This window comes from Streptococcus sp. 1559 (genome assembly GCF_013276735.1).
GTDB lineage: Bacteria > Bacillota > Bacilli > Lactobacillales > Streptococcaceae > Streptococcus > Streptococcus pseudopneumoniae.
The window spans coordinates 16469-42784 of the sequence record NZ_VMLO01000013.1; the positions used below are offsets into that span (position 1 = coordinate 16469).

The 26316-nt window shown below is 37.8% G+C and carries 30 protein-coding genes and 4 pseudogenes; 23 read left to right on the top strand and 11 right to left on the bottom strand.

The window, feature by feature from the left end:
- The first annotated feature begins 205 nt into the window (after positions 1–205).
- The 5 genes and pseudogenes from sodA (at position 206) to HT688_RS02965 (ending at position 4609) form a co-directional block, all read left to right on the top strand.
- Positions 206–811 carry a superoxide dismutase SodA gene (gene sodA, locus HT688_RS02945; protein WP_050208028.1) on the top strand — a complete coding sequence of 202 codons (606 nt, stop codon included), beginning with the start codon at positions 206–208 and terminating at the stop codon, positions 809–811.
- 156 nt (positions 812–967) lie between these two features.
- Positions 968–1498 carry a YutD family protein gene (locus HT688_RS02950; protein WP_001224342.1) on the top strand — a complete coding sequence of 177 codons (531 nt, stop codon included), beginning with the start codon at positions 968–970 and terminating at the stop codon, positions 1496–1498.
- 20 nt (positions 1499–1518) lie between these two features.
- Positions 1519–2584, top strand: a pseudogene (gene rlmN, locus HT688_RS02955) (dual-specificity RNA methyltransferase RlmN).
- A complete protein-coding gene (locus tag HT688_RS02960) occupies positions 2584–3066 on the top strand; it encodes a VanZ family protein (protein WP_000976714.1) in 483 nt (160 codons plus the stop codon). The pseudogene rlmN and the gene HT688_RS02960 overlap by 1 nt, the downstream one beginning before the upstream one ends.
- Position 3067: 1 nt before the next feature.
- Positions 3068–4609, top strand: coding sequence for an ABC-F family ATP-binding cassette domain-containing protein (locus HT688_RS02965; protein WP_101514408.1), 1542 nt, complete (start codon positions 3068–3070; stop codon positions 4607–4609).
- A gap of 55 nt (positions 4610–4664) precedes the next feature.
- On the opposite strand, the gene HT688_RS02970 is transcribed toward HT688_RS02965, so the two are convergent.
- The 7 genes and pseudogenes from HT688_RS02970 to HT688_RS11650 form a co-directional block, all read right to left on the bottom strand.
- Positions 4665–5468: a peptidylprolyl isomerase gene (locus HT688_RS02970; RefSeq protein WP_000731905.1), complete on the bottom strand. Its 804-nt coding sequence runs from the start codon at positions 5466–5468 to the stop codon at positions 4665–4667.
- A gap of 82 nt (positions 5469–5550) precedes the next feature.
- Positions 5551–5874, bottom strand: a complete 324-nt coding sequence (locus HT688_RS02975) for a DUF2798 domain-containing protein (RefSeq protein ID WP_464822501.1) — start codon at positions 5872–5874, stop codon at positions 5551–5553.
- A pseudogene (locus HT688_RS12255) lies at positions 5851–6075 on the bottom strand (DUF2798 domain-containing protein); the annotation flags it as partial. The pseudogene HT688_RS12255 and the gene HT688_RS02975, both read right to left, overlap by 24 nt.
- Before the next feature lie 91 nt (positions 6076–6166).
- On the bottom strand, positions 6167–6328 hold the full coding sequence (locus HT688_RS02980) for a hypothetical protein (protein WP_101514409.1): 162 nt from the start codon (positions 6326–6328) through the stop codon (positions 6167–6169).
- 328 nt (positions 6329–6656) lie between these two features.
- A complete protein-coding gene (locus HT688_RS02985; protein WP_023940487.1) occupies positions 6657–6881 on the bottom strand; it encodes a helix-turn-helix transcriptional regulator in 225 nt (74 codons plus the stop codon).
- A gap of 2 nt (positions 6882–6883) precedes the next feature.
- A complete protein-coding gene (locus HT688_RS02990; protein ID WP_101514410.1) occupies positions 6884–7462 on the bottom strand; it encodes a hypothetical protein in 579 nt (192 codons plus the stop codon).
- A gap of 414 nt (positions 7463–7876) precedes the next feature.
- Positions 7877–8050 carry a FanG protein gene (locus HT688_RS11650; protein ID WP_078374329.1) on the bottom strand — a complete coding sequence of 58 codons (174 nt, stop codon included), beginning with the start codon at positions 8048–8050 and terminating at the stop codon, positions 7877–7879.
- A 28-nt stretch (positions 8051–8078) separates the two neighbouring features.
- Between HT688_RS11650 and HT688_RS02995 the strand changes: the two genes are divergently transcribed.
- From HT688_RS02995 to HT688_RS03005, 3 genes and pseudogenes are all read left to right on the top strand, one after another.
- Positions 8079–8693, top strand: coding sequence for a CadD family cadmium resistance transporter (locus HT688_RS02995; protein ID WP_000615747.1), 615 nt, complete (start codon positions 8079–8081; stop codon positions 8691–8693).
- Between the two features lie 11 nt (positions 8694–8704).
- Positions 8705–9043 (top strand): Cd(II)/Zn(II)-sensing metalloregulatory transcriptional regulator CadX, encoded by a 339-nt coding sequence (gene cadX, locus HT688_RS03000; protein ID WP_000711082.1) that lies wholly within the window; start codon positions 8705–8707, stop codon positions 9041–9043.
- 43 nt (positions 9044–9086) lie between these two features.
- Positions 9087–9494: pseudogene (locus HT688_RS03005) on the top strand (helix-turn-helix domain-containing protein); the annotation flags it as partial.
- Between the two features lie 795 nt (positions 9495–10289).
- Here the strand turns inward: HT688_RS03005 and HT688_RS03010 are convergent.
- Positions 10290–10454, bottom strand: coding sequence for a hypothetical protein (locus HT688_RS03010; protein WP_172923552.1), 165 nt, complete (start codon positions 10452–10454; stop codon positions 10290–10292).
- Positions 10455–10631: 177 nt separating this feature from the next.
- Here HT688_RS03010 and rpsP point away from each other — a divergent pair, with 177 nt between their 5' ends.
- From rpsP to HT688_RS03040, 6 genes and pseudogenes are all read left to right on the top strand, one after another.
- Positions 10632–10904 (top strand): 30S ribosomal protein S16, encoded by a 273-nt coding sequence (rpsP, locus tag HT688_RS03015; protein WP_000268760.1) that lies wholly within the window; start codon positions 10632–10634, stop codon positions 10902–10904.
- Between the two features lie 19 nt (positions 10905–10923).
- The gene (gene kphA, locus HT688_RS03020; protein WP_000379621.1) at positions 10924–11163 is read left to right on the top strand and encodes an RNA-binding protein KphA; all 240 of its coding nucleotides are present in this window, start codon (positions 10924–10926) and stop codon (positions 11161–11163) included.
- A 444-nt stretch (positions 11164–11607) separates the two neighbouring features.
- Positions 11608–12397: pseudogene (locus HT688_RS03025) on the top strand (alpha/beta fold hydrolase).
- 30 nt (positions 12398–12427) lie between these two features.
- Positions 12428–12946: a ribosome maturation factor RimM gene (gene rimM / locus HT688_RS03030; RefSeq protein WP_001105909.1), complete on the top strand. Its 519-nt coding sequence runs from the start codon at positions 12428–12430 to the stop codon at positions 12944–12946.
- Entirely contained in the window at positions 12936–13655 is a 720-nt protein-coding gene (gene trmD / locus HT688_RS03035) for a tRNA (guanosine(37)-N1)-methyltransferase TrmD (protein WP_023940500.1), read from the top strand. The genes rimM and trmD overlap by 11 nt, the downstream gene beginning before the upstream one ends.
- Positions 13656–13666: 11 nt before the next feature.
- Positions 13667–14005, top strand: coding sequence for an ATP cone domain-containing protein (locus HT688_RS03040; protein WP_172923553.1), 339 nt, complete (start codon positions 13667–13669; stop codon positions 14003–14005).
- A gap of 30 nt (positions 14006–14035) precedes the next feature.
- Here the strand turns inward: HT688_RS03040 and HT688_RS03045 are convergent, their stop codons facing one another.
- On the bottom strand, positions 14036–14356 hold the full coding sequence (locus tag HT688_RS03045; protein ID WP_050971470.1) for a hypothetical protein: 321 nt from the start codon (positions 14354–14356) through the stop codon (positions 14036–14038).
- Positions 14357–14455: 99 nt separating this feature from the next.
- Here HT688_RS03045 and HT688_RS03050 point away from each other — a divergent pair, with 99 nt between their 5' ends.
- Positions 14456–14671, top strand: a complete 216-nt coding sequence (locus HT688_RS03050; RefSeq protein WP_000807422.1) for a YdbC family protein — start codon at positions 14456–14458, stop codon at positions 14669–14671.
- Between the two features lie 53 nt (positions 14672–14724).
- Here the strand turns inward: HT688_RS03050 and HT688_RS03055 are convergent, their stop codons facing one another.
- A complete protein-coding gene (locus tag HT688_RS03055; protein ID WP_023933578.1) occupies positions 14725–15261 on the bottom strand; it encodes a biotin transporter BioY in 537 nt (178 codons plus the stop codon).
- A 437-nt stretch (positions 15262–15698) separates the two neighbouring features.
- On the opposite strand from HT688_RS03055, the gene HT688_RS12125 reads away from it, so the two are divergent.
- From HT688_RS12125 to HT688_RS03070, 4 genes are all read left to right on the top strand, one after another.
- A complete protein-coding gene (locus tag HT688_RS12125) occupies positions 15699–16025 on the top strand; it encodes a hypothetical protein (RefSeq protein WP_078929959.1) in 327 nt (108 codons plus the stop codon).
- A gap of 65 nt (positions 16026–16090) precedes the next feature.
- Positions 16091–18073, top strand: a complete 1983-nt coding sequence (locus HT688_RS03060; RefSeq protein ID WP_050223635.1) for a bacteriocin-associated integral membrane family protein — start codon at positions 16091–16093, stop codon at positions 18071–18073.
- On the top strand, positions 18070–18693 hold the full coding sequence (locus tag HT688_RS03065) for an ATP-binding cassette domain-containing protein (RefSeq protein ID WP_000151031.1): 624 nt from the start codon (positions 18070–18072) through the stop codon (positions 18691–18693). Before HT688_RS03060 ends, HT688_RS03065 begins: the two co-directional genes overlap by 4 nt.
- Complete coding sequence (locus HT688_RS03070) at positions 18690–19190, top strand: hypothetical protein (protein ID WP_000727305.1); 501 nt, start codon at positions 18690–18692, stop codon at positions 19188–19190. Before HT688_RS03065 ends, HT688_RS03070 begins: the two co-directional genes overlap by 4 nt.
- A gap of 165 nt (positions 19191–19355) precedes the next feature.
- Here HT688_RS03070 and gor read toward each other — a convergent pair whose 3' ends face one another.
- Positions 19356–20702: a glutathione-disulfide reductase gene (gene gor, locus HT688_RS03075; RefSeq protein ID WP_101514544.1), complete on the bottom strand. Its 1347-nt coding sequence runs from the start codon at positions 20700–20702 to the stop codon at positions 19356–19358.
- 287 nt (positions 20703–20989) lie between these two features.
- Between gor and HT688_RS03080 the strand changes: the two genes are divergently transcribed.
- From HT688_RS03080 to metG, 4 genes are all read left to right on the top strand, one after another.
- Positions 20990–22195 carry an efflux RND transporter periplasmic adaptor subunit gene (locus tag HT688_RS03080; protein ID WP_172923554.1) on the top strand — a complete coding sequence of 402 codons (1206 nt, stop codon included), beginning with the start codon at positions 20990–20992 and terminating at the stop codon, positions 22193–22195.
- Positions 22179–22880 (top strand): ABC transporter ATP-binding protein, encoded by a 702-nt coding sequence (locus HT688_RS03085; RefSeq protein ID WP_000811473.1) that lies wholly within the window; start codon positions 22179–22181, stop codon positions 22878–22880. Before HT688_RS03080 ends, HT688_RS03085 begins: the two co-directional genes overlap by 17 nt.
- A gap of 1 nt (position 22881) precedes the next feature.
- Positions 22882–24141 carry an ABC transporter permease gene (locus tag HT688_RS03090; protein ID WP_166727901.1) on the top strand — a complete coding sequence of 420 codons (1260 nt, stop codon included), beginning with the start codon at positions 22882–22884 and terminating at the stop codon, positions 24139–24141.
- 123 nt (positions 24142–24264) lie between these two features.
- The gene (gene metG / locus HT688_RS03095; RefSeq protein ID WP_172923555.1) at positions 24265–26262 is read left to right on the top strand and encodes a methionine--tRNA ligase; all 1998 of its coding nucleotides are present in this window, start codon (positions 24265–24267) and stop codon (positions 26260–26262) included.
- Positions 26263–26316: the final 54 nt, after the last annotated feature.

The following is a 26316-nucleotide window of genomic DNA, read 5'->3' on the forward strand; positions in this document are numbered from 1 at the left end:
AACACCGTTTTGAGGTTGCCGGATAAGACTGACGAAGTCAGTAACATATACCTACGGCAAGGCGACGTTGACGCGGTTTGAAGAGATTTTCGAAGAGTATTATTCGAAAGTATCTCAGTGATTTCCTCATCTATAAGCAAAAAACTTGAAAAAAGTGAATGTTTGCGTTATCATTTTCATATAGAAAGAAAAAGAGGTATTACAGATGGCTATTATCTTACCAGAACTTCCATATGCATACGACGCTTTGGAACCATACATCGATGCGGAAACAATGCATTTGCACCATGACAAACACCATCAAACTTATGTCAACAATGCCAATGCAGCTTTAGAAAAACACCCTGAAATCGGTGAAGACCTTGAAGCCTTGCTTGCTGATGTAGAATCTATCCCAGCTGATATCCGTCAAGCACTTATCAACAATGGTGGCGGACACTTGAACCACGCTCTTTTCTGGGAATTGATGACTCCCGAGAAAACAGCTCCTTCAGCAGAACTGGCAGCAGCAATCGATGCAACATTTGGTTCACTTGAAGAATTCCAAGCAGCCTTCACTGCAGCAGCAACAACTCGTTTTGGTTCAGGTTGGGCATGGTTGGTTGTCAACAAAGAAGGGAAACTTGAAGTGACTTCAACAGCAAACCAAGACACACCAATCTCAGAAGGTAAAAAACCAATCTTGGGCTTGGACGTTTGGGAACATGCTTACTACGTGAAATACCGCAACGTGCGTCCTGACTACATCAAAGCTTTCTTTTCAGTAATCAACTGGAATAAAGTAGATGAATTGTACGCAGCTGCTAAATAATGATAGTTGGAGGGAAGAATTGTTCTTCTCTTTTTTAGGTTATAAGATTCTGGTCTGACAAAATCGTTAGACTTTTTTCATTTTTATGAGAAACGTGCTAACTGCTAGAAATTATGGTAGAATAAAGTATTAAGTAATCGTGAAAAAAGGATATCTATGCGAAAAGAAATTGCACCTGAATTATACAACTATAACAAGTTTCCTGGTCCTGAGTTTCATTTACACGGGGACAAGGTTGAAACGGAAGGGATCGCTTTTTCCTTGGTGGAAAATATCAAGGATGCCTTTGATGTGACGGCTTTTAATCAGCGTTTTTCAGAAGTCTTAACCAAGTTTGATTATATCGTGGGAGACTGGAGCAACGAACAGCTTCGCCTACGAGGTTTTTACAAGGATGACCGAACAGAAGAAAAACTTGAAAAAATCAGTCGTTTACAAGACTACCTATTAGAGTATTGTAGTTATGGTTGTGCCTATTTTGTCTTAGAAAATGAAGCCCCTAAGCGAGCATCATTTGACAAGAAAATGCGTAAGAAGGAAGAAGAACAGCCTTTTAGAAAAGGAAAGAAACCGACTCAAACAAAACGAAAACCGAATGCAGATAAGAAAAATAGACGTCGTCAGAAAGACCAGCATTCTCAGAAAGAGGACAAGGGACAACGTCATTTTGTCATTCGTCAGAAGTGAGTAGAGAATAAGGAGAAGAAATGAAACCCTCAATTTATAGTTTAACACGTCAAACCATGCAGGAATGGGTATTGGAGCAGGGAGAAAAGAAATTCCGTGCAGATCAAATCTGGGAATGGCTCTATTGAAGAAATGACCAACCTTTCCAAGGATTTGATTGCTAAGCTTAATGACCAGTTTGTGGTCAATCCCTTGAAACAAGGTATTGTGCAAGAGTCTGCTGATGGGACAGTTAAATATCTTTTTGAATTGCCAGATGGAATGCTGATTGAGACAGTACTCATACGTCAACACTACGTTTTATCTGTCTGTGTGACCACTCAGGTCGGCTGTAATATCGGTTGTACCTTCTGTGCCTCTGGTTTGATTAAGAAGCAACGTGACCTCAATAACGGTGAAATCGTAGCGCAAATTATGCTGGTTCAGAAATACTTTGATGAGCGTGGTCAGGATGAACGTGTCAGCCATATCGTTGTCATGGGAATCAGTGAGCCCTTTGATAATTACAACAATGTTTTGAATTTCGTTTGTACTATCAATGATGATAAAGGAATGGCTATCGGTGCTCGTCACATCACGGTTTCAACCTCAGGTTTGGCCCATAAAATTCGTGACTTTGCTGATGAAGGGGTTCAGGTCAATCTTGCCGTGTCTCTTCACGCACCCAACAATGAACTGCGCTCAAGTACCATGAAGATTAACCGTGCCTTTCCGATTGAAAAGCTCTTTGCAGCTATTGAGTACTACATTGAGACAACTAATCGTCGTGTGACCTTTGAGTATATCATGCTTAATGAAGTAAACGACGGCGTAGAACAAGCTTTGGAATTAGCTGAATTGCTCAAGAACATCAAGAAATTGTCTTATGTAAACTTGATTTCTTATAACCCAGTTAGTGAGCATGACCAATATAGCCGTAGTCCCAAAGAGCGCGTGTTGGCTTTCTATGATACGCTTAAGAGAAAAGGGGTCAACTGTGTGGTTCGTCAAGAGCATGGTACAGATAGTGACGCAGCTTGTGGACAATTGCGCTCTAACACAATGAAACGTGACCGCCAGAAGGCAGTCGCAGCGGTAAATCCTTAATGATGAAGAAGACTTATAATCATATTTTGGTCTGGGGAGTCATTTTCTATAGCATTTGCATTGTCTATTTTTGCTTTACTCCTCAAGAACAATCTCCCGTGGGGGTAGAAACTCCAGGTATTCAGCATCTTGGAAGCCTGGTTTTTCTTTTGACTCCTTTAAACTCCCTCTGGAATCTGGGTGAGGTGAGTGATATGGGACAATTATGCTGGATTTTTTTACAAAATATCCTTAATATGTTCTTACTTTTTCCTCTGATGTTCCAACTCCTTTATCTCCTTCCAAACTTGCGGAAAATAAAAAAGGTCCTTCTTTTTAGTTTTCTTGTGAGTCTTGGAATCGAGTGTACGCAATTAATCTTGGACTTTTTCTTTGATTTCAATCGCGTCTTTGAGATTGATGATTTGTGGACCAACACTTTGGGTGGCTATCTGGCTTGGCTCCTTTATAAACGATTATATAAAAACAAGATAAGGAATTAAAATGAGTATTTTAGAAGTTAAAAATCTGAGTCACGGTTTTGGTGACCGTGCAATTTTTGAAGATGTGTCCTTCCGTCTCCTCAAGGGAGAACATATCGGCCTGGTCGGTGCTAATGGTGAAGGGAAATCAACCTTTATGAGCATCGTGACTGGTAAGATGTTGCCAGATGAAGGGAAGGTTGAGTGGTCCAAATATGTGACCGCTGGTTACTTGGATCAGCACTCCGTCCTTGCTGAAGGGCAGTCGGTGCGCGATGTTCTCCGTACGGCCTTTGATGAGCTTTTTAAAGCAGAAGCTCGTATCAATGACCTCTATATGGAAATGGCTGAAGACGGAGCGGATGTTGATGCTCTTATGGAAGAAGTTGGCGAACTTCAAGACCGTCTGGAGAGTCGTGATTTCTATACCTTGGATGCTAAGATTGACGAAGTGGCGCGTGCCCTTGGTGTTATGGACTTTGGCATGGATACGGATGTAACCTCTTTGTCAGGTGGGCAAAGAACCAAGGTGCTTTTGGCTAAACTCCTCCTTGAAAAGCCTGATATCTTGCTGTTGGACGAGCCAACCAACTACTTGGATGCTGAGCATATTGATTGGCTCAAGCGCTATCTCCAAAACTATGAGAATGCCTTTGTTCTCATTTCGCACGATATTCCATTCCTCAATGACGTTATTAATATTGTCTATCATGTGGAGAATCAACAGCTGACGCGTTACTCTGGTGACTACTACCAGTTCCAAGAAGTTTATGCTATGAAGAAATCTCAGCTAGAGGCAGCCTACGAACGTCAGCAGAAAGAGATTGCGGACCTCAAGGACTTCGTGGCTCGAAACAAAGCACGTGTTGCAACACGAAACATGGCTATGTCTCGTCAGAAGAAATTGGATAAGATGGATATTATCGAACTCCAAAGTGAGAAACCAAAACCATCCTTTGATTTCAAACCAGCTCGTACACCAGGGCGCTTTATCTTCCAAGCCAAGAACTTGCAAATTGGTTACGACCGTCCTCTTACTAAGCCTTTAAATCTTACCTTCGAACGCAATCAAAAGGTTGCGATTATTGGTGCTAATGGTATCGGGAAAACAACTCTCTTGAAGTCCCTATTGGGCATTATTCTACCAATCGCTGGAGAGGTTGAACGTGGAGACTACCTAGAACTTGGTTACTTTGAACAGGAAGTAGAAGGCGGTAATCGCCAAACACCACTAGAGGCTGTCTGGAATGCCTTTCCAGCTCTCAACCAAGCAGAAGTTCGTGCAGCCCTTGCTCGTTGTGGTTTGACAACCAAGCATATTGAAAGCCAAATTCAGGTCTTGTCAGGTGGGGAACAAGCCAAGGTTCGTTTCTGTCTCTTGATGAATCGTGAAAACAACGTTTTAGTGCTGGACGAGCCGACCAACCACTTGGATGTGGATGCCAAGGATGAACTCAAACGTGCTCTCAAAGAATACAAGGGATCTATCCTTATGGTCTGCCACGAACCAGACTTCTATGAAGGCTGGATGGATCAAATCTGGGATTTTAACAAGCTAACTTAAGAATGAGGATAAAAGAAATACAGTACCGAATGTGGATACTGTATTTTTTTGGTTTTTAAGATTTAAAATTGTAATCTTTCACCACTTCGATGCTATCGATTGTGATAGCAGTTGTTGGCTTGTCTTTTTCATCTTTTTCGGCTTTAGCAATCTTATCTACAACATCCATACCGTCAATCACTTGACCAAAGACTGGGTGTTTGCCATCTAGACTAGGGTTTCCCCCTTCTTTATAGGCTTCGATGATTTTCTTTGGATACTTGCTTGTAGGGAGTTTAGCAGAGGTATCTGTAGAGTTTTGGTTGATGAAGAACTGGCTGCTATTGGTGTTTGGTTGACCAGTATTAGCCATAGAAAGAGCACCACGGATGTTATAGAGATAAGGAGTAATCTCGTTTTTGAAACCAGTTCCCTTGTCTTTAGTCTTATCCTTGTCATGCCAGATGGACTGACCACCTGTACCGTCTCCCTTTGGATCTCCAGTTTGAACCATGAAGCCATCGATGACACGGTGGAAGGTAATACCGTTATAGTAGCCTTCTTTGGCATGAGTGAGGAAGTTTTCAACCGCTAGAGGAGCGAGTTTAGGGAAGAGTTTAATGCGAATATCACCTTGGTTTGTGTGGAGAATCACCTCGGCTTCATCTTCAGCAACTTCTTTAGATAGTTGTGGGAAATTGGCGTTTTCGTTTGTTAAAGCATCGTTTAACTCCTTGGCAGATTGGGCTGCTACTTTGGAGCTTTCCTCAGCGGCCAAGCTAGAATCTACATAGTCATCACCACGTAAACTACGTTGGATGTTGCTACATCCAGCTAGGGCTACAGTGGACAGTAAAAGAAGGGTTGCTAGTTTTTTCATTCTGATCCTTTCAAAAATTCATTTCTACCATTGTACCCTAAAAGGAAGGGGATTTCAAATGTTAGTAGTTTACAGAACTGGCTTAGATAATAGTTGGGATTTCATCATCATCTTGAAAATCTTCAACTTCTTCCTCAGTAAATGGTTTCTGAAAAGAACTTAGTATAAAACGGGCAATTGGTCCGACAATTAGGAAGTTTAGAGGAAGAGCTGCAATAAAGTTTACGAGCCAGGCGCTTAGATAGGTATTGGGTGTGATAGCAATGCCATTGTAAAAAAGTCCATAGAAGGACATGAAAGTGACCATGAGAACTGCCATTCCTCCAGAAATGGTAATGATTTTCTGCCATCGTTTATGATGGTCCTTGAGGATACGAAAGGCAATTGACTTAACGATTGCTCCCACAGGGATGACATCCAATAAAAAGGCTGTGACAAAGCCAGGGATGTAAGCAAGGGCTAAATAATGTAGTGAAAGTTGACCAACAATAAAAAGATTCCACATGGACATACCGAGTACCATCATGGAACACATAAGTGTTGTAAATAAAAGAGCTTCTTTAAAATTTCTAGGCATTATAGTCTCCAATTCTTTTTGATTATACATCAGTCTATCATAAAAAAATTTTCCTCGTAAGTGAAATAATTAAATTTTTTCAAGAAACTGTTTTCAAAAAAAATCAACCTGTCTTGGTTGATTAAAGATTCTTTTTAGGATGACGGTCAATGATTGCTTGATGGTCTTTGAGTGTTTGTTCTCCTTTTGGAGTTAGTCTATAACCGCGAATCGAAAAGTGACAAGCTAATTCTTCTTCTGAAAAATGCTCATGAAGGGCTTGGTCCAAATTTGTAGCCTTCATTTTTAGAAAGTCCAGTAACTCCCTTCTTCTTTAGGATATTCTTTTTTTATGGTAGCGTATTAGATGGTCAAGTGAGTAAAAAGCAGTTTCAATGGACAGCATAACCTTTTTCTACCAGAGTTTTGAGATGCTTAGGAGCATCAATACCATAAGTGTACTCGAAGTATTTAGGAAACCAGATCTTAAGAAAGCTCGTAAAGCATCACAATTAGTAAAGGTTAATTCGAAAGAATTACTATATTTTAAAAGAGCATATTTTCAAAGGATTTTTTCTTTTGGCTTCAATTCCTAATTAATCAATGAACTTAATAGTAGGTCTCGAAAAGAATTATGTTTCCTCTTTCTGTCTGAGTTCAAAGAGGTCTTCTACTTTTAGATTAAAAACTTGAGCAATTTTAAGAGCCATTTCCAGCGAAGGATTGTAACGGTTATTTTCCAAGTGCAGAATTGTCTCGCGTCGAATGCCGATGCGGTCGGCTAACTCCTGCTGGGTCATGCCTGTGGACTCACGAACAGATTTGAGATTAGTAATAATATTGCTTTCTTTGGCCATGCTTATCCTCTACGTTCCAAGATAAAATAGACAACCGCAAAAATGCAAATCAAGGCAGCTATGCTAATAAATATCTGACCCATGTAAAGAGTGAGAACCTCCATATACCCAATGATAACTGATAGGATCATCAGTGCGCCTAGTATAAAAACAAACATCAAGCTAGCTGCCTTTGCTAAATTAGCATAAAAGCGTTCGTCCGGAGTTTCCTTGACATTTTTAAAAGAGAAAAAACCAAATACAATCACTTCAATAACGAGTCCAATTCCTAAAATCCATTCTTTAATACCAGAACTTACACTTGGGGTCGCAACCCAAAACCCTACTGTATAAAAAATGCTTGCTGCAGACACAAGTATCGTGTAAAGCTTAGCAGACAAGTTAAAAATAATCTTTCCCTTACCTTTCTGACTCTTATGTAGCCAGCTACAAATAGCTACAATTTGACCTGACACTGAAATACCAGTAATAACTAACTTGGGTCCCCAACTAAGATTAGAACCAAATAAAACAATAAAATCAATAAAGAGAGCTACGGCAATCATTGCAATGAGGCCACGCATTTTTTGACTTTTTTTCATGATAGACTCCTTTTTTATGTTATAAATATATAACACTTAAATTTCATGTTATAAATATATCACATTTAAATTTAGAAAGCAAGAATTTATGTGTCAAGGTGGCAATTATTTGAAAAAATTTTTTAATAAAAGCCCTTGATAGTCAAATAACTAAAGAATTCTTTGAAGTAATGCATCGGATTTGGTTTGGATAGTTTCGTTAATAATATTTGATGATAAAGAATTTTTGAAAAATCTAGATACTGTATGAATCTCTACTTTTTTTCTTAGACTGTATAAAGTCTGTCAGAATAAGCTTTGTAGGTGTAGAAGTTAATTTTTACAGAGGTTAAGTAAGGATTTCAGTACACGTCAATAGATGTCAAAATACTGATTTTAAGCGATTTTTGATTTTTGGAAACTCATTATATCGCACTACAAATCAATAAAAACTCTACCTTTTTTAGATAAATATATCATCTGGATATTGAAGTTAAGCCCTGCTATCATTTCGATGGCAGGGCTTTTTAATATTTGGTATACTAACTTCTTATCTATATTTTGGTGGATTTTAAGTTGACATCTACAAAGTTTAATGTTAGAATATATTCAAAAATATATTTGAATGAGGTGTTTTATGATTCAAAATGTTGTTACTTCAATAATCCTGTATTCTGGGACAGCCGTAGACTTACTTATTATCCTAATGTTATTTTTTGCCAAAAGAAAAAGCAGAAAAGACATCATTAACATCTATTTAGGACAATTTCTAGGCTCTGTTAGTCTAATATTGCTAAGTTTGCTTTTTGCATTTGTCTTAAATTATATTCCTAGTAAAGAGATTTTAGGTTTACTCGGTTTGATTCCAATTTTCCTAGGCCTCAAAGTTTTGCTTTTAGGAGATTCTGATGGAGAAGCTATTGCAAAAGATGGTTTGCGAAAAGACAATAAAAACCTGATTTTTCTAGTCGCTATGATTACTTTTGCAAGTTGTGGCGCTGACAATATTGGTGTCTTTGTCCCATATTTTACCACCTTAAATTTAGCGAATTTGATAGTGACTTTACTTACTTTTCTAGTCATGATTTATTTCTTGGTTTTTTCTGCCCAAAAATTGGCACAAGTCCCTTCTGTTGGAGAAACTTTGGAAAAATATAGCAGATGGTTTATTGCCGTTGTCTATTTAGGATTGGGGATGTATATTCTGATTGAAAACAACAGCTTTGACATGCTAAGGACTGTGTTCGGCTAGGAGAAAAAAATATGAAAAAAGATAGTATTTGCCAAGTGAATATTATAAATCAACAAAATGTTACAACCGCGACGAACTACCTTGAAAAGGAAAAAGTCCAAAAATCACTTCGTATTTTATCAAAGTTTACCGATAATAAACAGATAAATATCATCTTTTATCTCCTTGCTGTTGAAGAACTCTGTGTCTGTGATATAGCCTGTTTACTAAATCTCAGTATGGCATCTGCCTCCCACCATCTTCGTAAACTAGCCAATCAAAACATCTTGGACACTAGAAGAGATGGGAAAATTATATATTATTTTATAAAAGATGAGGAAATCAGAGATTTTTTTAATCAACTAGGATAACAACTATTTTTACTACTTTTCCATGATTATAGGGGGATTGTATATGAAATTTTTTGAAGAAAATTATTCACATGAACTACCTACTCGTATCAAAAATTTAAGAAAAAAACACAATATTACACAAAGCGAACTAAGCAATGCAGGTCAAGTTAGTCAAGTTGAAAAGGAAAAGCAACAAGTTACCACTTCAATATTGCTTTATTTGAATACTCAAACCGACTTAGACTATAAAGAAATTATTTTTGGAGATATTGCCAAGCTTGTTGAAAATATGTTTTACCACTGCTTCGGCTCTATTTTATTTAGAGATTTGGAAACTGTAAATAAAAGAATGAATTCTTTGTCGGATGATGACTTAATTTCTATACAATCTAGCTGTCTTAGACTTTCCAAGACATTCGCAAATTTCAATATTCAAAGAAAAAAATTTTTGATTTCTGATGAAACTGAAAAAATTATCCATAATGGCAAAAAGGTCATTAAAAAATCAAAAAAGATAAATCAATTTCAACAACAATGGACACATACGCCGAGTTAGCACCGCAAAGAAAGTTAGAATCTGTTAATCTTTATATCGATAAGATTGCTGAACTAACGCAATAACTACTCTACTATTTACTCTACCTTTTATTATGTAGCATTCTAAAAACATTGATGTACCAACGTTTCTAACAGCTAAAATAGAAATTATTTAATCTTTTACAGACCTAAACTATTCCCCTATTTAGAATCTATTAATTCATATTTTATAAATTAATTAGTAGATATCTTTTTTAAAATCCTTGATATTTCGCTGTTTTTAGTCTAATTGAAATCTATACTTTCCAAACCAGATCTTAAGAAAGCTCGTAAAGCTAGCCAGTTCTCTAAAGGTTAAGAACTAGCTACAATACAGTATTTACAACACTTTATACTCAATGAAAATCNNGGAAGCTAGCCGCAGGTTGTTCAAAGAACTGCTTTGAGGTTGTAGATAAGACTGACGAAGTAAGTAACCATACCTACGGCAAGACGACGTTGACGTGGTTTGAAGAGATTTTCAAAGAGTATTATGGTTCACACCATGGGGTGTTTTTTGATGATTTTAAGCAAAATTCATACCATTTAATTGAAAGTTATTTAAATTAGATGAAAATTTGTTTTCTGAAAAAGTGGGAAAACATTGATTTTAAGCGAATTTTGAATCATATTCGAATGGGAGTTTTTAAAATCATGTTTCGGTGGTAAAAGTTCCAAACTGTATTCTCTATAGTAGAATGATATCACCTGCCAGCGAATCATCTGCCAATAAGTCCATATTTCGTTTGGGAACGGGCTTAGGATTTAGGAGCCAAGCATCCAAATCACGTTCAGGAGAGATGAAGGGTTTGACTTGGTGTTCTTTATAAAATATTTCTAAAATACTATTCACGGATAGCCTCTTTCAAACATTTATTTCCTACTTCTAACAAATTTCTAAATGGTTTAAAAATTTTATAGTCTGTCAAGTTTTTTTCTTGACACCTGTTAGAAATCTGCTATAATAGAACATGTGCTAAATAGCTCAGCTATTTCACCGAAATAAAAAATAAGAAAAGAGACTTTAAAAATGGCAGTTAAAATCCGTTTGACTCGTATGGGTTCTAAGAAAAAACCTTTCTACCGTATCAACGTAGCAGATTCACGTTCACCACGTGACGGACGTTTCATCGAAACAGTTGGAACTTACAATCCACTTGTTGCTGAAAACCAAGTAACTTTGAAAGAAGACCGCGTTCTTGCATGGTTGGCTGATGGAGCTCAACCTTCAGATACAGTTCGCAACATCCTTTCAAAAGAAGGCGTATTGAAAAAATTCCACGATTCTAAATTCTCAAAATAAGTTTAAAGTAGGTTGATAGATGGATACGATTGAAAATCTCATTATTGCGATTGTGAAACCCTTGATTTCACAACCAGATGCCTTAACTATCAAGATTGAAGATACACCAGAGTTTTTGGAATATCATTTGAATCTTGATCAAAGCGATGTGGGTCGTGTAATCGGTCGTAAGGGTCGCACTATTTCTGCGATAAGAACGATTGTCTACTCTGTCCCAACTGAATACAAAAAAGTAAGAATCGTTATTGACGAAAAATAAGAAGGGCGGGACGGATGTCTCGCTTTTCTGTGTGGAGAAGTGTAAAATATCCTCATCAGGATTTGGAAAGTTTTTTAGAGGGTAAATTCCCAAACTAACTTCTAGTTTCCCACAACCTAGCTTTTAGTATTAGAAAAACGCGTGAAATCAGTGGGAATCCGTCTGAGACTAACTTCCACTGATTTTCTTTTTCTTGATATATAAGGGTTCAAAAGCGAAAAGACTCAGAAAAAAGTGCACGACAAATAGCCCTAAAACAAAGTCGTCTTAGAGTAACTTCCAGTTTTGGGAGAGATGGAAGTTACTTTGAGAAGTTACGAGGATTTTTAGAGGGATACTATCTATAGTGTCTTTTTTCTCCAACTTGAGAAAATCTTTGGAACGTGATAAAATAAAGGATAAGGATTTTTAATAATTCATTATATAGAATGAGTGGATTTCTTTATGAAGAGGTTTGAAGTATCTACAGAAATTGGTAGTCTCTCTGTTACTTATCAAAATCAAAAGAAAGTGCTAGTTTGTCTAAACGGAGCAGGTTTGCTACCAAGTTATGAAAATTTTTCACTTATACTCGAAAAACTTCCCCCTACAATTGGTTATTTGACAATTGATTTTCCTAACACAGGTAGGAGTCCGATTCATGACCAAGCTGGAAAAAAATCTAGATAATCTTGCAGATGCGGTTTATGAAGTACTTGAAGTATTAGGGATTTCTGAATATATACTTTGTGTACATAGTTTGAGTGGAATTTTAGTTTGTAAATTGCTCAAGAAACCAATTAAGTGTCAGGCTTTAGTAGCAATTGAACCGACAACTAAAAAAGTCATGTTTGCTGATTTTTCAGAAAATCCTTATCCAGAAATGGAAGAGCAGATGAGGCTGATTGACGAGTGTGGTCCTGAACTTTATTTGAAGAATTTAACTCAAGCAACATTTAGTCCTGAAACGAATAAAGAAATCTGGGAAATAATGCAAGAAAAAGGCTTAGAGTTGGAAAAGCAAAATCCAGAATTTCAGATATCTGGAGAGATTACTGAGAAAGATTTTGAGGATGTATCTATAGAAGCTCATATTCCTGTATTTATTTTTTGTCAGCCTTATAGAGAAAAAGAGTACAGAGAATCAGAATATTGGACTTCCAATACTAAACTCATTTTAGGAGGGAATCACCATTATTTACAATGGTCCGAAGCGGAAAAAATTGCAACTATTATTCGAGAATTGTCAGAATAAGATGGAAAGAAGGAGACTACAGGAGACAAGATGAACTACTTTAATGTTGGGAAAATCGTCAATACGCAGGGGTTGCAGGGTGAGATGCGAGTATTGTCTGTGACGGATTTTGCAGAAGAACGGTTTAAAAAAGGATCTGAGCTGGCCTTGTTTGATGAAAAAGATCAGTTTGTCCAAACAGTGGTTATCGCTAGTCACCGTAAACAGAAGAACTTTGACATTATTAAATTCAAAGATATGTACCATATCAACGCTATCGAAAAGTATAAGGGATACAGTCTCAAGGTTGCTGAGGAAGATTTGAATGACCTAGACGATGGTGAATTCTACTATCACGAGATTATCGGTTTGGAAGTCTATGAGGGTGATAACTTGATTGGAACCATCAAGGAAATCCTGCAACCAGGTGCTAACGATGTCTGGGTGGTCAAGCGAAAAGGCAAACGTGACTTGCTCTTGCCTTATATTCCACCAGTGGTTCTCAATGTTGATATTCCGAATAACCGTGTCGATGTGGAAATTTTAGAAGGGTTAGATGATGAAGATTGATATTTTAACCCTCTTTCCAGAGATGTTTTCTCCACTGGAGCACTCAATCGTTGGAAAGGCTCGAGAAAAAGGGCTCTTGGATATCCAGTATCATAATTTTCGAGAAAATGCTGAAAAGGCCCGTCATGTAGATGATGAGCCCTACGGAGGCGGTCAGGGCATGTTGCTCCGAGCCCAACCCATTTTCGATGCCTTTGATGCTATTGAAAAGAAAAATCCGCGCGTTATTCTCCTCGATCCTGCTGGAAAGCAGTTTGATCAGGCTTATGCTGAAGATTTGGCTCAAGAGGAAGAGCTAATCTTTATCTGTGGGCACTATGAGGGTTATGATGAGCGCATTAAGACCTTGGTAACAGATGAGATTTCCCTAGGCGACTATGTCCTCACTGGTGGAGAATTGGCAGCTATGACCATGATTGATGCTACAGTTCGCCTGATTCCAGAAGTGATTGGCAAGGAGTCTAGCCACCAAGATGATAGTTTTTCTTCAGGTCTTTTAGAATATCCTCAGTACACACGTCCCTATGATTATCGAGGCATGGTCGTGCCAGATGTATTGATGAGTGGCCACCATGAAAAGATTCGTCAGTGGCGATTGTACGAGAGTTTAAAGAAAACCTACGAGCGCAGACCAGATTTACTTGAACATTATCAACTGACAGTAGAAGAAGAAAAAATGCTGGCAGAAATCAAAGAAAACAAAGAATAAAGGAGAAACCTATGCAAGTAATCAAACGTAATGGCGAAATTGCTGAATTTAATCCAGATAAGATTTACCAAGCCATCTTGAAGGCAGCCCAAACTGTTTATGTTTTGACAGATGATTTGCGTCAAAATCTTGCTCAAGTCACTAAGAAGGTAGTTTTGGATTTACAAGAAGCCAAGGTGGAACGTGCGACTATCAGTATGATTCAATCTATGGTTGAACATCGTTTATTGGGCGCAGGTTACATTACCATTGCAGAACACTACATTTCCTATCGTTTACAACGTGACTTGGAAAGAAGTGGTTATGGAGATCATATCGCAGTTCATTTACATTTTGAACAAATGCGCTAAGAAAAAAGAGTGGGATGAAGCAACTACATCTCACTCTTTCTTAAATCTATTTTTTTGGGCTGTTTGGACAGTTGAGGGGACAAATCGCAGGCGTTGAATATCGCTTATACGGATAATCCGGCTCACATTTTTGGCAAAATTTTTCACGATAATTTGCTGTCCTTGCTGATTGTATTTGATGATGTCACCTGTAAAGCTTGTCTCAGACAAGATAAGGTGAACAGCAGTTTGTTTCTGGATAGCCTCTTCAATAGTGGCTGTAAGGGAGTTGCTTTCAGTCTGGTCAGGTTGGTCATGTCCATTTAAAAAGTCATGTATTTTACCTAGAACTTGCTGGAATTTATGTCTCATATTGGCCTCCCTTCTTTTATATCAATATTATATAAAATTTTCCTAAAATCTACAAGATTTTACGAATAATCAGATGAAAGTTAAAAAAAGGAGAAGAAAATGGCAGAATTTACATTTGAAATCGAAGAGCACTTGTTGACTCTTTCTGAAAACGAAAAGGGTTGGACCAAGGAAATCAACCGTGTGAGCTTTAATGGTGCCCCTGCAAAGTTTGATATTCGTGCTTGGAGTCCAGACCATACGAAGATGGGCAAAGGAATTACTCTTTCCAATGAAGAATTTCAAACAATGGTGGATGCTTTTAAAGGAAACTAAGTTTTCAAAATAAAAGAAAAGGATACTGAGTTATGACAACTCGATATCCTTTTTTAGTTAGCAAAGTAAGCCTGATTTTTAAGGCGTTGAAGTAGAGGACGACTAATCAAACTAATAGCTAGAAGTTTACCAAGGTCTGGAATGATAAAGGGAATGACCCCCACAACAAGAGCTTTTTCAAATGCCATTCCAGCTAGAAAATGCAAGCTGAGAATCCCTCCGACAAAGACAAGGGCATCACCCAAGAGATTTGCAAGAAAAATATTGACAATTCCGCTCTTGCTGTTGGTTAGAGAGGAAGTAAGTCCAGAGTAAACGAGATAAAACCAAAGATAGCCTGCAGTAGGGCCAACTAAAGCCTGAAAACCAGCTCCACCTCCTGCAAACACAGGAAGACCGATAGCACCTAGAAGAAGATAGAGTCCAACAGAAAGTACAGCCTCTCTCGGTCTAAAGACAGTAGCAATCAAGCCGATTGCAAAGTTTTGCAGAGTGAAGGGAACAGGTCCAACTGGAAGACTGATTTGTGCCAAAACAGCAATGAGAGCAGCCCCAATAGCAGGGATAGCATAAATGTGAGCTTTTTTCAAAATAGTTAACCTCTTTTCTGATGTATAGTAACTATTATACTCATAGAGGAATCATTGTCAACCAATTTTTTAAAACAAGGTAACAAAAACTGTAACGGCCGATTTTGCTTATTGGTTAAGTTGGATAATTTTTTTGTTGATTCGAAAATTGTCTGTATAGATAATCCTATTTTATTAATAAAAAATATACTAGTAAATATTTGACAAAGTAAAAAATAAGTGTTATATTAAAAATGTAAACGGATGCATTTAGATGTGTCCAATTTTAAAAGGAGGGGTAGTTATGAGATATTTTAACGACTCTAGATACCATAACGGTGATTAAAAACCTAAATATAATCAATTCATATTAAAGTAATATGGAGGGACTAAAAAGGGGACTATTACTTAGTCTTCATCAAATATTTTAATCCAAGGAGAAGTAAAATGAAAAAAGAATTAATAAGAAAGCATCTGTTTTTCTAGCTGCAAGTGTTTTCAGTTTTAGCTTTGCTACTGCAGCTAGTGTTGTTAGTGCAACTACAGCACACCCTGCTCCATATCCGATTATTGATGTATGGGAATATGGTGTAAATGATAACTATGGTTATTCGAATTACTTTGTTAAGTCTCCAGATAATATTGGTTCAAAATCTTCAGTAACGAATTTTTGGGGAACAGTTAAAGCTCAGGATAAAAAAGATTATGGATGGGCATATTCAAGTGCAACAAAATCTTGGAACGATGTTCGCTTAAATGCATATTGGGATTATTATAGATTTTAAAAATAATTTATGAAAACAGGAGACCCAATTATAAAATAGGGTCTTTTGTAATATGGTAATTGCTTATGAAATTAAAATTATGTATCATTGGATTCTTCTTTTGTTTGATTGCTACAATTGGTCTGGTCACTATTAGTGATACCGAAATCCCCATACCTTTACCAATTGATGGTGCTTTCTCTATTCAAGGGAAAAGTAATCTTTCTAATAACGAAATATATGAAATGGTTCGTGACTTATCAAAAACGGAAAAGGTTACCATTTACAAGCCAATCGTTCAGAGTTCGGGTCAGTTGAAGTATGTAAACTTTGATGATGTAAATAATGAACAATTAAAGTCAGCACCAATAGTAGGGATGTATTACACCCTTGGGAAAATGGATGTAGACAGTTTGAAACCACTTACGATGACTGGACTACAAACAGTCTATATGGCTTATCCTTGGTATATAGGAGGAATATTACAATTCACTGGAACTTTAAGAATACTGTTAATGGGTTCCATTTACTTAACTTTATTAGTTGTTTTATTTGTTGTTAGGACGAGGCAGATCAAAGAAGGAGTGATACGACGTTCTTTGGGCTTGCCTGTATACGATCTTAGAAGAGAGTATGTGATTTCTCTTATTTTTGAACTGATTATGATGGCTTTATTGATGATTTCTTACAGTTCTTTTTTGGGAAATGGTTTCTTCACTTATAGTTCTAAGTTATTTTTCTCTCTGCTTTTAACGAATTTTATACTATTTCAAATCATTGATCTCATCACCTTTGTTTTATTTTGGTCGACGATTCAGATTGAAAAGCCCATTGAAATTATCAAAAACAAGGCAAAAAACAAGCTTATTTTTGTCGTATGGCTTGCTATTATTTCGATTATTATCCTTGTCTCAGGAGTTTTTTTACAAGAAACAAAGAGTAGTCAATCTAGTATGAACATACAAATACAGAATTTAGTACCGTGGGACACAGTAAAAGACTGGAGAAGGATTGAGTTCCTTGGAATTGAAAGTAACTCTGCTAAAAATGGAGAAGTTAGTGATTCAGATGGTCAGTATCTACAGATAGTTGCTGCCTTAAAAAACTTAGATTTCTTATATATTGAACGATCTTCGGCATATGTTCCAGATTTTATGAAAACATCTCATGTTTTAGAAGACTTTTCTAAACAATTAGAAAATGACGGAATAACGAATCCAGAAATAAATAAAGAGTTGATTTATATTAATCAAACAGGTGCTAACCTACAAAATAAAGTGAATGGAACAAACTATCATCTTTTAGATAATAAGATAGCAACCATTTATATTCCTGAGAAGTGGAAAGAAAACCAGAAATCTATTGAGAATACAGTTGTAGCAGAACAATTTATTGGAACAAACTATACAAAAGAACAGCTTGCAGTACAAATAATTCCTGATGGTAATAAAATTTTTTATTTCAATGAGGATGCTGATATCGATCATAAAAATAAAGATATTTTACCAATGGCAAGTCTAGCAGATAGCAAAGATAATATAGTTGTTGTGTTAGATACAGACAAAATGATGGAAAATAATAAGTTTTCTTTGGCTAGTAACATACTATATAAATCTCTTTTTAGTCCTGAAGCGGTAAAAAAAATAAATGAGATGACTGTCCCGTTGAATTTCTCAATGAATCCAGTAGATGTTTACCAAATTGTGAAATTAAAGATTCAATCCTTAGAGCACCAAATTTTACTTTCACAAATCTTGCAGAAGATAATTTACAGCATTATCTTTATACTCATTTATCAATATGTCCAACTTTTTATTACTCTAAAACAGAATGAATATGTGAAAAAAATCATTTTGGGTCTTTCAAAAACATATATAGCAATTTCAAGTCTCAAATATTTTATGATGACTATTACAATGGTTATTCTATTTACATTTCTTGTGACAGGGCAAATAGAGTTGCTATATATTGGAGCGGCTTCTCTGCTAGTTTTGATGTTGTCAATCATAATGAGTTTTAGAAAATTATCTGAAAGCTACACTAAAATTTTAAAAGGAGATGAATCATGACAATTGACCTTTTGAACGTTTCAAAAAGTTTCGGCTCAAAGAAGATCTTTACAGACTTAAATTTAATATTTGAATCTGGAAAAAGCTATGCATTGATTGGAGGTTCTGGCTCCGGTAAAAGTACCCTTCTTAATATTATAGGAAGATTAGAAAAAATTGACAGTGGGAATGTTTTAGTTGATAAACAAGATATTTGGAAGATAAAAGAAAGAACTTTTTTTAAAAATACTGTTGGATATGTATTTCAGAATTATTCTTTAATAGATAACAAAACAGTATATGATAATCTGAGCCTTATCACTAAAGACAAAAAAACAATAACTGACGTACTTGAAAAAGTAGGACTGTCAAGTGACTATTTACATCAAAAAATATATGAATTGTCTGGAGGGCAGGCTCAACGTGTAGCTATTGCCAGAATGTTAACGAAGCCACGTAAAATTATCTTAGCAGATGAGCCCACAGGAGCTTTAGATGGTGAGATTGGAAAAGAAATCATTCGCTTATTATTGAATGAAATAGCTGAAGATAAATATGTCATTATAGCGACGCATGATCCAGCTGTCTATAACGAAGTTGATGTGATAATTGACATGAAAGATATAGGGTATAAGTTATGAAAAAGAAAATTTATATTGCTTTGATCTTTGTAACTGGGGCACTTGCCATTTTCTTTTTTGGAAAACAAATGATTACAAAAGAAAATATCAATAAGCCAACGGTAGAGTTAACAATCTATACGCTTTCTTCTAGTGATACAGAAAAATGGAATAAAGTGAGACAAGTAGAAACGGAAGAAGCTATATACTTCATAACTGTGAAAGAAGTATCATCTTCAGAAGAAGTATTTTCAAACATCATTGCAAATGGAGCTGCTACGGGGTTCGGAGTTCGTGAAGAAGAAGTGAAGAAATTCAATAATGGTTTAGGAGATACCATAGAGGACTCTAAGCATAATAAACTAATTGAAATAGAGTTTTTTACTTTTTCTGATGATGGCGCGGGATTTGTGGTAGCAAACTTTGACTACGGTAAAGAAGAGTTGAATTCTCAGAAAAAAGATATAAAAGAATTATATAAAAAAATATATGAATCTTTTAAAGAAAAGAATAAATGATTGTATTATAATCCTTGTATTTTGCTATGGTTTGTTAATTGATTTTTGCATATCTTACTTCAACATACTATAAAATAAAACATAAGAAAACGAGTATCTCCAACTACGGAAATACTCGCTTTTTGATATTTAGAAGTGTTTTTTGCTCTGCTTCTTTTGTTTCGATTAACGCATGGTTACAAATTCTTCAGATGCAGTTGGGTGAATTGCCACAGTTGCATCAAAGTCAGCCTTGGTTGCTCCCATTTTGATAGCAACGGCAAATCCCTGAATCATTTCATCAACGCCGTAGCCAATTCCATGAAGTCCGACAACTGTTTCTTCTGAACCAGCTGTTATGAGTTTGAAACGGGATTCTTGACGGTTGCGAGTGCAAGCAGAGTACATAGATGCAAAGCTTGATTTATAAACCTTGATTTGGTCTTGACCGTATTCTTTAATAGCTTGCTCTTCTGTCAAACCAACAGTTCCGATAGCAGGGTGTGAAAAGACAACAGTTGGAATAGTTGAGTAATCCATTTTTGCAGTAGTTTTTCCGTTAAAGAGACGTTCAGATAGGGTACGTCCGACCTTGATTGCAACTGGAGTCAGTTCTTTTTCACCTGTTACATCACCTAGAGCATAGATTCCCTCAACAACAGTATTTTGGTATTCATCCACTTGGATAAAGCCACGTTCGTTCAGAGTGACTCCAGCTTTTTCAAGTTGCAAGCCCTTAACGTTTGGACGGCGGCCTGTAGCCCAGATAACTTGGCTAGCTGTGTGACTAGTACCATCTTCGAAATGAATGGTAATGCCGTCAGCAGTTTTTTCTAACTTGGCAGGGACTTTGTGAGTATGAAGTGGTAAGTTTGTTCTTTCCATTTCCTTGACCAAACCTTCAACGATGTAGGAATCAAAACCACGTAAAGGACGATCGCGGCGAACAAAGAGGTCTGTCTTGACACCAAAAGTGTGGAGTACGCCAGCCAATTCAACGGCAATATAACCCGCGCCTAGAATAGCAACTGACTCTGGAAGTTCTTCCCAGGCAAATACATCATCAGAAGAGCCACCTAGCTCAGCACCAGGAATATTAGGAATACTTGGATGGGCACCAGTAGCAATCACGATATGTTTAGCACGAATCAGTTCACCATTTACGCTGACAGTATGAGAATCTACAAATTCAGCATGACCTTCAATCAAGTCTACACCGTTGCGTTTAAAACTACCATCATAAGAAGAACGAGCACGATCAATGTAGGCTTCACGATTGCGACGTAGGGTTGCAAAGTCAAAGTTAAGATCAGTAGTCTTAAGACCGTAGTCTTCTCCAAATTGATGGAAAGTCTCAGCGATTTGCGCCCCGTACCACATGATTTTTTTAGGAACGCAGCCGACGTTGACGCAAGTTCCACCTAGTTTCTTTTCTTCAATAACGGCCGCTTTGGCTCCATGTTCACCAGCACGGTTCATGGTGGCAATTCCTCCGCTACCTCCACCGATAGCGATGATATCGTATTCTCTCATTGAAAACTCCTTTGTACTCTTTTAAATAGTAGAGTGTCATTTTTTGATAGTCATATTCTATCTTTTTTTTGATGTGATTGCAAAAATCTGCTACGCACAAAAAATTGCAAAAAAGCTTGCCAAATAAGTCAAGATAGTGTATTATATAACTAGTACAATATAAAAGGAGGATTTCCGAACGATTGTTTAATCCTGAACTGTCATTATTTCCATCTGAACTGCATTGTTTGCTGGAGGGAAATTTGGTATAATAGCAAAGTATTGTAAAAAAGAAAAGGAGTTTCATTATGAAGAAAAAGAATGGTAAAGCTAAAAAGTGGCAATTGTATGCAGCAATCGGTGCTGCGAGTGTAGTTGTATTGGGGGCTGGGGGGATTTTACTCTTTAGACAACCCTCGCAAACCGATGTTAAGGATGAAATACCACATCTAGTAGTGGCAAAAGAGGGAACTGTTGCTTCGTCGGTTTTATTGTCAGGAACAGTAACGGCAAAAAATGAACAATACGTTTATTTTGATGCTAGCAAGGGAGATTTAGATGAAATCCTTGTTTCTGTGGGCGATAAGGTTAGTGAAGGGCAGGCTCTAGTCAAGTACAGTAGTTCAGAAGCGCAGGCGGCCTATGATTCAGCTAGCCGAGCAGTCGCTAAGGCAGATCGTCATATCAATGAACTCAATCAAGCACGAAATGAAGCCATTTCAGCTCCGGCTCCTCAAGCCTCTGCGCCAGCAGGAGGAGAAGATGCAACGGTGCAAAGTCCAACTCCAGTGGCTGGAAATTCTGTTGCTTCTATTGACGCTCAGTTGGGTGATGCCCGTGATGCTCGTGCAGATGCAGCAGCACAATTAAGTAAGGCTCAAAGTCAGTTAGATGCAATGACGGTTCTCAGTACCCTAGAGGGAACTGTGGTCGAAGTCAACCACAATGTTTCTAAATCTCCAACAGGAGCTAGCCAAGTAGTCGTTCATGTCGTAAGTAATGAAAACTTGCAAGTTAAGGGAGAACTGTCTGAATATAACCTCGCCAACCTATCTGTAGGTCAAGAAGTAACTTTTACTTCTAAAGTGTATCCTGATAAAAAATGGACTGGGAAATTAAGCTATATTTCTGACTATCCTAAAAACAATGGTGAAGCAGCAAGTACAGCTGTAGCAGCAGGCGGTAATTCTGGCTCTAAATATCCATATACTATTGATGTTACAAGTGAAATCGGTGATTTGAAACAAGGATTCTCAGTAAGTGTTGAGGTCAAGAATAAGAGTAAAGCCATTTTGGTTCCTCTAACAAGTGTTGTGACTGAAAATGATAAGAACTATGTCTGGGTGCTTGACGAGCAGAAAAAGGCCAAGAAAGTGGAAGTTGGTTTGGGTAATGCTGATGCAGACAACCAAGAAATCACTTCAGGTCTGACAAATGGAGTCAAGGTCATCAGTAACCCAACGTCTTCTCTAGAGGAAGGAAAAGAGGTGAAGGCTGATGAAGCAACTAATTAGTCTAAAAAATATCTGCAGAAGCTATCGCAATGGTGACCAAGAACTGCAGGTTCTCAAAAACATCAATCTAGAAGTGAATGAGGGTGAATTTGTTGCCATCATGGGACCATCTGGTTCTGGGAAGTCCACTCTGATGAATACGATTGGCATGTTGGATACACCAACCAGTGGAGAGTATTATCTTGAAGGCCAAGAAGTGGCTGGACTGGGTGAAAAACAATTAGCCAAGGTTCGTAACCAACAAATCGGTTTTGTCTTTCAGCAGTTCTTTCTTCTATCGAAGCTCAATGCTTTGCAAAATGTAGAATTGCCCTTGATTTACGCAGGAGTTTCGTCTTCAAAACGGCGCAAGTTGGCTGAGGAGTATTTAGACAAGGTTGAATTGACAGAACGTAGTCACCATTTACCTTCGGAATTATCTGGTGGTCAAAAGCAACGTGTGGCTATTGCTCGTGCCTTGGTAAACAATCCTTCTATTATCCTAGCGGACGAACCGACAGGAGCCTTGGATACCAAAACAGGGAATCAAATTATGCAACTATTGGTTGACTTGAACAAAGAAGGAAAAACCATTATCATGGTAACGCATGAGCCTGAGATTGCTGCCTATGCTAAACGTCAGATTATCATTCGAGATGGAGTCATTTCATCTGACAGTGCTCAGTTAGGAAAGGAGGAAAACTAAGATGCAGAATCTGAAATTTGCCTTTTCATCTATCATGGCTCACAAGATGCGTTCTTTGCTTACCATGATTGGGATTATTATCGGTGTTTCATCAGTTGTTGTGATTATGGCTTTGGGAGATTCCCTATCTCGTCAAGTTAATAAAGATATGACCAAATCTCAGAAAAATATTAGCGTCTTCTTCTCTCCTAAAAAAAGTAAAGATGGGTCTTTTACTCAGAAACAATCAGCTTTTACGGTTTCTGGAAAGGAAGAGGAAATTCCTGTTGAACCGCCAAAACCGCAAGAATCCTGGGTCCAAGAGGCAGCCAAACTCAAGGGAGTGGATAGTTACTATGTAACCAATTCAACGAATGCCATCTTGACCTATCAAGATAAAAAGGTTGAGAATGCTAATTTGACAGGTGGAAACAGAACTTACATGGACGCTGTTAAGAATGAAATTATTGCAGGTCGTAGTCTGAGAGAGCAAGATTTCAAAGAGTTTGCAAGTGTCATTTTGCTAGATGAGGAATTGTCCATTAGTTTATTTGAATCTCCTCAAGAGGCTATTAACAAGGTTGTAGAAGTCAATGGATTTAGTTACCGGGTCATTGGGGTTTATACTAGTCCGGAGGCTAAAAGGTCAAAAATATATGGGTTTGGTGGCTTGCCTATTACTACCAATATCTCCCTTGCTGCGAATTTTAATGTAGATGAAATAGCTAGTATTGTCTTTCGAGTGAATGATACCAGTTTAACTCCAACTCTGGGTCCAGAACTGGCACGAAAAATGACAGAACTTGCAGGCTTGCAACAGGGAGAATATCAGGTGGCAGATGAGTCGCTTACATTTGCAGAAATTCAACAATCGTTTAGTTTTATGACGACGATTATCAGTTCCATCGCAGGGATTTCCCTCTTTGTTGGAGGAACTGGTGTTATGAACATCATGCTGGTTTCTGTTACAGAGCGTACCCGTGAGATTGGTCTCCGTAAGGCTTTGGGTGCAACGCGTGCCAATATTTTAATCCAGTTTTTGATTGAATCCATGATTTTGACCTTGTTAGGTGGCTTAATTGGTTTGACAATTGCAAGTGGTTTAACTGCCTTAGCAGGTTTGTTACTGCAAGGCTTGATTACGGGTATAGAAGTTGGAGTATCAATCCCAGTTGCCCTATTTAGTCTTGCAGTTTCGGCTAGCGTGGGTATAATCTTTGGAGTCTTGCCAGCCAACAAGGCATCGAAACTTGACCCAATCGAAGCCCTTCGTTATGAATAAGATCAACAAGATGGACACTCGTCTATCTTGTTTTTGTATAGATTTCCCTATCGAAAATCCTTAAAAATGTGATATAATGAAGTGTTAGAAAAACAGGTTTCATTTGCCTGGAAAGGAAAAATTATGTCTGAAAAGAATTTTTATATTACAACGCCGATTTACTATCCATCTGGGAAACTTCATATCGGTTCTGCCTACACAACCATCGCCTGTGATGTCCTAGCCCGTTACAAACGCCTAATGGGCTACGATGTCTTTTATCTGACAGGTCTTGATGAGCATGGTCAAAAGATTCAACAAAAAGCGGAAGAAGCTGGCATTACACCACAAGCCTATGTTGATGGAATGGCAGTTGGAGTTAAAGAACTCTGGCAATTACTAAATATTTCATACGATAAATTTATCCGTACAACTGATGACTACCACGAAAAAGTTGTCGCACAGGTCTTTGAGCGCTTGCTGGCTCAAGATGATATTTACTTGGGTGAATACTCTGGCTGGTATTCAGTATCAGATGAAGAATTCTTTACAGAAAGCCAGCTTGCAGAAGTATTTCGTGATGAAGCTGGAAATGTGACTGGCGGTATTGCTCCATCAGGTCACGAGGTTGAATGGGTATCCGAAGAATCATACTTCCTTCGCCTCAGCAAATACCAAGATCGTTTGGTCGAATTTTTCAAGTCCCATCCTGAATTTATCACTCCAGATGGTCGTCTGAATGAAATGCTGCGCAACTTCATCGAGCCAGGTTTAGAGGATTTGGCAGTTTCTCGTACAACCTTTACATGGGGCGTTCCAGTACCATCAAATCCTAAACACGTTGTCTATGTTTGGATTGATGCTCTTCTTAACTATGCGACAGCTCTTGGCTACTGTCAAGACGAACATGGTAACTTTGACAAGTTCTGGAATGGAACAGTCTTCCACATGGTAGGAAAAGACATCCTTCGATTCCACTCAATCTACTGGCCAATCCTTCTTATGATGTTAGATATCAAATTGCCAGATCGTTTGATTGCTCACGGTTGGTTCGTCATGAAAGACGGCAAAATGTCTAAGTCAAAAGGGAATGTCGTTTACCCTGAGATGTTGGTAGAGCGTTATGGACTAGATCCACTTCGTTACTACCTCATGCGTAGCCTTCCAGTTGGTTCAGATGGAACTTTCACTCCTGAAGACTATGTCGGCCGTATCAACTATGAATTGGCCAATGATCTTGGGAACCTCCTCAACCGTACGGTTTCTATGATTAACAAGTACTTTGATGGACAAATTCCAGCCTATGTAGAGGGTGTGACAGAATTTGACAATGCTCTTGCTCAAGTAGCTGCTGAATCAATTGCTGACTACCATACCCACATGGAAGCAGTTGATTACCCACGTGCTTTAGAAGCAGTCTGGGCTCTGATCTCTCGTACTAATAAATACATCGATGAGACAGCTCCATGGGTCTTGGCCAAGGATGAAGCACTCCGCGATCAATTGGCAAGTGTTATGAGCCACTTGGCAGCTAGTCTTCGTGTTGTAGCTCACTTGATTGAGCCGTTTATGATGGAAACCAGTCGTGCAGTCTTGAATCAACTTGGCTTGGAAGAAGTAGCGAGCCTTGAAAACTTGAGCTTGGCTGACTTCCCAGCAGATGTGACTGTAGTTGCCAAAGGAACACCAATCTTCCCACGTCTGGATATGGAAGAAGAAATAGCCTATATCAAGGAACAAATGGAAGGTAATAAACCAGCTGTTGAAAAAGAATGGAATCCAGATGAAGTTGAACTCAAACTAAACAAGGATGAAATCAAGTTTGAAGACTTTGATAAGGTCGAAATCCGTGTCGCAGAAGTCAAAGAAGTGTCTAAAGTAGAAGGTTCTGATAAGTTGCTCCAATTCCGCTTGGATGCTGGTGATGGTGAAGATCGTCAAATCCTCTCAGGAATTGCAAAATACTATCCAAATGAACAAGAATTAATCGGCAAGAAAGTTCAAATCGTTGCCAATCTCAAACCACGTAAAATGATGAAGAAATATGTCAGCCAAGGGATGATCCTATCAGCTGAACATGATGGAAAATTAACCCTTCTCACAGTTGATCCAGCTGTACCAAACGGAAGTGTGATTGGGTAAAAATAGACAGGACTAGTTCATACTAGTTCTGTTTTTTTATTTATACTCAATGAA